4 protein-coding genes and 1 pseudogene are annotated in these 3,891 nt (G+C 45.6%); 2 read left to right on the top strand and 3 right to left on the bottom strand.

The genetic code is table 11. The features are described from left to right. Positions 1-813: 813 nt before the first annotated feature. Positions 814-939 (bottom strand): hypothetical protein, encoded by a 126-nt coding sequence (locus P5683_RS23470; protein WP_008055230.1) that lies wholly within the window; start codon positions 937-939, stop codon positions 814-816. Positions 940-971: 32 nt separating this feature from the next. On the opposite strand from P5683_RS23470, the gene P5683_RS23465 reads away from it, so the two are divergent. Both P5683_RS23465 and P5683_RS23460 read left to right on the top strand, forming a co-directional pair. Beyond that, positions 972-1,469: a ferric reductase-like transmembrane domain-containing protein gene (locus tag P5683_RS23465; protein ID WP_006668172.1), complete on the top strand. Its 498-nt coding sequence runs from the start codon at positions 972-974 to the stop codon at positions 1,467-1,469. Positions 1,470-1,549: 80 nt separating this feature from the next. Further along, positions 1,550-2,911 (top strand): WD40 repeat domain-containing protein, encoded by a 1,362-nt coding sequence (locus P5683_RS23460; protein ID WP_008055231.1) that lies wholly within the window; start codon positions 1,550-1,552, stop codon positions 2,909-2,911. Positions 2,912-3,223: 312 nt separating this feature from the next. Here the strand turns inward: P5683_RS23460 and P5683_RS26570 are convergent. Together P5683_RS26570 and P5683_RS23450 are read right to left on the bottom strand one after the other, a co-directional pair. Continuing rightward, positions 3,224-3,415, bottom strand: a pseudogene (locus P5683_RS26570) (BsaWI family type II restriction enzyme); the annotation flags it as partial. Positions 3,416-3,451: 36 nt separating this feature from the next. After that, positions 3,452-3,742, bottom strand: a complete 291-nt coding sequence (locus P5683_RS23450; protein ID WP_006624823.1) for a hypothetical protein — start codon at positions 3,740-3,742, stop codon at positions 3,452-3,454. Between the last annotated feature and the right edge of the window lie 149 nt (positions 3,743-3,891).

Below are 3,891 nucleotides of genomic sequence, written 5' to 3'. Positions count from 1 at the left end.
CAGCAACTGCTGTTGGGTTTTACCAAACCTACTGTTTCGGACATCCTACATCGAACATGGTAAATTGTGTTACGATTGATAAGGGCGATCGCGTTCCGGTTTCACCTCAGCAACTGCTGTTGGGTTTCACCCAACCTACTGTTTCGGACATCCCACATCAAACATGGTAAATTGTGTTACGATTGATAAGGGCGATCGTCTCACGGTCGGGTTTCGCGCTTTGGGTTTCACCCAACCTACTGTTTTACTGGTAGTAGCGATCTACAACTAACCCGTAACCCTTGACGGGTTTAGTTTTCACCAGGATGAACTCTCTTTTTTTTTCTGGGGCTTGACACTACACATCTGCTAGGCTATAGTGAGGTCAGAATACTACTTAAGTACTCAATCCTTTTCAGGAGATAGAGATGTCACTACTTGTTTCAAAATCAGGGATGGCGCGACTAAATTACTACATGGATGTTAAGAACAACCTCTATAACAGAGCTTTTCAGGATTGACTGCTATAAGTTTCTTTAATAGTAAGTATTAGGTTTTCTAAGGCGACTTTTCACGGTTTTCAGTTATCTCGAGTTATAGACTTGGCATTTTCAAAGGATGTCAGGTTTTGCGGTAGATAATGTTTGTAGCCTATTAGTTAATCAAACCTAAAAACTTACTTTGGATGTGGCTAAGAGTTCCATTTTCGGCATCCGTTTCTGTACGCAGGTTCTGCAACTTTACTGCCACATTTTAGAGAAATTAATGGTCACACTTTGACCCCAAGTTAGGGAAAGGGTAGAAAACCGTTCCGTTGGCGTGTAATTCGTTCTTTTATTGCCTCTCTAGTGTTAGGGCTTGATATTGCCATGCCTTGACTTCAAGAAAAGCCATTTTCAGTTCTTTGTCCACTAAGATAACTCGCAATGTATCTGGAAAATCAACGGTGATAACAATCAATTCTGCACCACTTCCTAACTATTTTAGGCTTTTTGGCTTTAATTTTTTATACCCTGAGTTTACTTCCGACAATTCTCAGAGTAGTATTTCCCCAAACGAAACAAACGAGTATCCCTAAATTTCTGCTCAAGCATCGTCGCACGATTGGGATTTTGGCTTTTATTGTGGCGTTTGGGCATGGATATATTCTGGTCAAAAAAAGAGATATTGACTTTTCGGACCTAAAGACTTTCTGGGTTTATATCCAAGGGGTTGTTACTTTCATCATTTTTACCCTCCTGGCAATTACTTCCAATGATTGGAGCGTGAAAAGACTTAAGAAAAATTGGAAGCGCTTGCATGAGCTAACTTACTTGGCTATGTTCATGTTGACTTGGCACGTTTTCGATAAAATGGCTGGCCAGTGGACCTATCTAACTCCATTTGGGGCCATCATGATTACGGGTATTACCCTGTTATTTTTGGTTCGTCGTTGGAAAGAATGGCAGGTGCAACAGCAGAAGAAAGCAAAATCTGCCACGGCTGATTGAGTGAACTAGAACCCCAAATCTTCAAGGGATTTCTGGTACGAACACGCTTAATGGTAATAATTGAGTCAGGGAACTTACAGATGATTTTAAAACTGACAGGTTGGAAATATGCGGCGGGATTGGGATTGACAACTCTTACCGCAATTGTGGGACTCACTGTGTTAAAAACTGGCACGCAACTGCTGGTTTCCAGTCCGGATATGTCTTCTCTCTCGTATCCTAGCCTCACCTTGAACGGACATTCGGCATGGGTTTACGCAGCGGCAATCGCACCCGATGGCAAAGTTTTAGCCAGTGGCAGTTATGACGGTACGATTAAGATTTGGGATTTAGAAAGCGGGAGTCTGCGCCAGACTATTGCAGCCCATGCCAGTGCCGTGGCATCTTTAGCCATCGCACCGGATGGCAAGCATCTCATCAGCGGCAGTGTGGATAACCGGGTAAGGCTGTGGGACTTGGATACGGGCAAGCTGATTCGCACATTTAATGGTCACACAGATGACGTTAAGGTAGTGGCGATCGCACCGGACGGCAAAACAATTGCCAGTGGCAGTGCCGATAAAACCATTAGACTCTGGAATCTGCAAGGCGAAACCCTTGCCACCTTGCAGGATGTGGACTGGGTAAGAGCGCTGGCCTTCACTCCCGACAGCCAATATCTGCTCAGTGGTTGTGAGGATGGGACAATCGGCATCTGGCAGCTTCAGGATGGCAAAAAGTCTCTGACCATCCAAGCTCATTCGGGGGTAGTCCGAGCGATTGCCGTCAGCCCCGATGGTCAACTCTTCGCCAGTGGCAGCGACGATCGCACCATTACACTATGGAATGCTAGTAACCGGAGCATCTTGAATACTCTGACGGGACATTCTCATAGGGTGCAATCCCTGGCATGGAGTCCTGATGGCAGTACCTTAGTTAGTGGGAGTCATGACCGCACGGTGAGGCTGTGGAATGTCGCTGAGGGTAAGGTGTTCGATGCCTTACAAGCTCATGCTAAATCTGTGCAAGCGGTGGTTTTTAGTCCCGATGGTCGCCAGTTTGTCAGTGCCAGTAGTGACGAAACCATCAAATTGTGGCTGATAGCTCCCAAGTCCCCCACTGAACCGAAACCGGCAATCGCCTCAGAATCGCCAAACATTTTTACAGAGATTACCCAGAGTACGGAATTAGAGCAGCTCAATCAAATCTTGTATGAGCGCATCGATGGCGATTGGCAATCGGTAGAATTTGCTGAAAGTTTAGCTTATCAGGTCACGGTCAATCGAGAGGGTGCGATTACCAGCTACCAACCCCTGCATCAAAAGGCTGCCGATTTCGTGACCAAGACCCCTTTGCCGAATTTACGCACGGAACAAAATCAAGCAGATTTTGCCTATTTCCATCTGGTCTTGCATCCTTCAGGGGCGATTGAAGTTAGTCCCTGGCGCGGATGGGACAAGTGAACCTGTTAGGTTGCTTCTCTTGCTCGTAGGAACAAGATGCTGCCGATTATCCTCATCGCAGGCAATCGGCAGTCTGGCAGCTAATGAAGATAGCTGAATCTCAACGCATAGACTTCAGTCCCAAGGCAGCAGTATAAATTTCAGTAGCGCTTTAAGGGAGTCGGTATGCGGTGGAGTAGTCAGGAATTTAATCACCTGTTACATTTACGTCTTGCCTGGGTAAATAGTCGCTTTGATGACTTGTTTCCAGAGGGCAGTTGTTTTGAGCCTTCTACCTCCTCCCCCAACTTCTAGATGCGCCCCATAGCGCCGTTTGTCACTGGGATTGTCCGGTGACCCGAACTCTGCGCGATTAATTAAATCTCCTCCAGGAGGGGGGAAGGATTTAACATCTAAGGTCGATAAGAGACTCAGAAACCCATATTGCATCATAATTCGACTGGCCGGAATATCATCCGATACTCTTTCAGCCAAGCTAACTTTAGCGTGAATGCCACCGATGATGCCATATCCATTCGGTAATAGTCCTCTCGTTTCACCCTACTTTTCAATGGCTATATCAATTTTACTAGAGCCAACTAAATCGGAAATTCCCATGCGCTCTAATGTCTCTTTTTTGTCTTTTTTGGAAAATAAAGGCGTTAATTTGATGCCGTGATTGCGTAAAATGGGATTGTATTTTTGGGATAATGCTAGATCGAAAGCTTCACCGGAAGTTCTCACCCAACTTTGTTGGGGATTTGTCCCTTGCTTAGTGCGGAGGTAAATTCGGTACAGGACATGATGCCACAGGTCCGAGGGATTTTCATGGGGACAAAGGCTCCATGCCAATAAAAACGTATCGGCGATCGCATCTCGGGACTTGACCTTGGGCGCGTTTATTTTAGGAATAAAATAGGCTTCAATGGTATCATAATCTTGTTGGTGGTGCGAGACGTTTAGGAGTCAAATAAGGCTGCAATGCCTGAAATAACCTCCTA

The organism is Limnospira sp. PMC 1279.21, assembly GCF_032349615.1.
Lineage (GTDB): Bacteria > Cyanobacteriota > Cyanobacteriia > Cyanobacteriales > Microcoleaceae > Limnospira > Limnospira fusiformis.
This window is presented reverse-complemented; position numbering and strand designations above follow the sequence as displayed.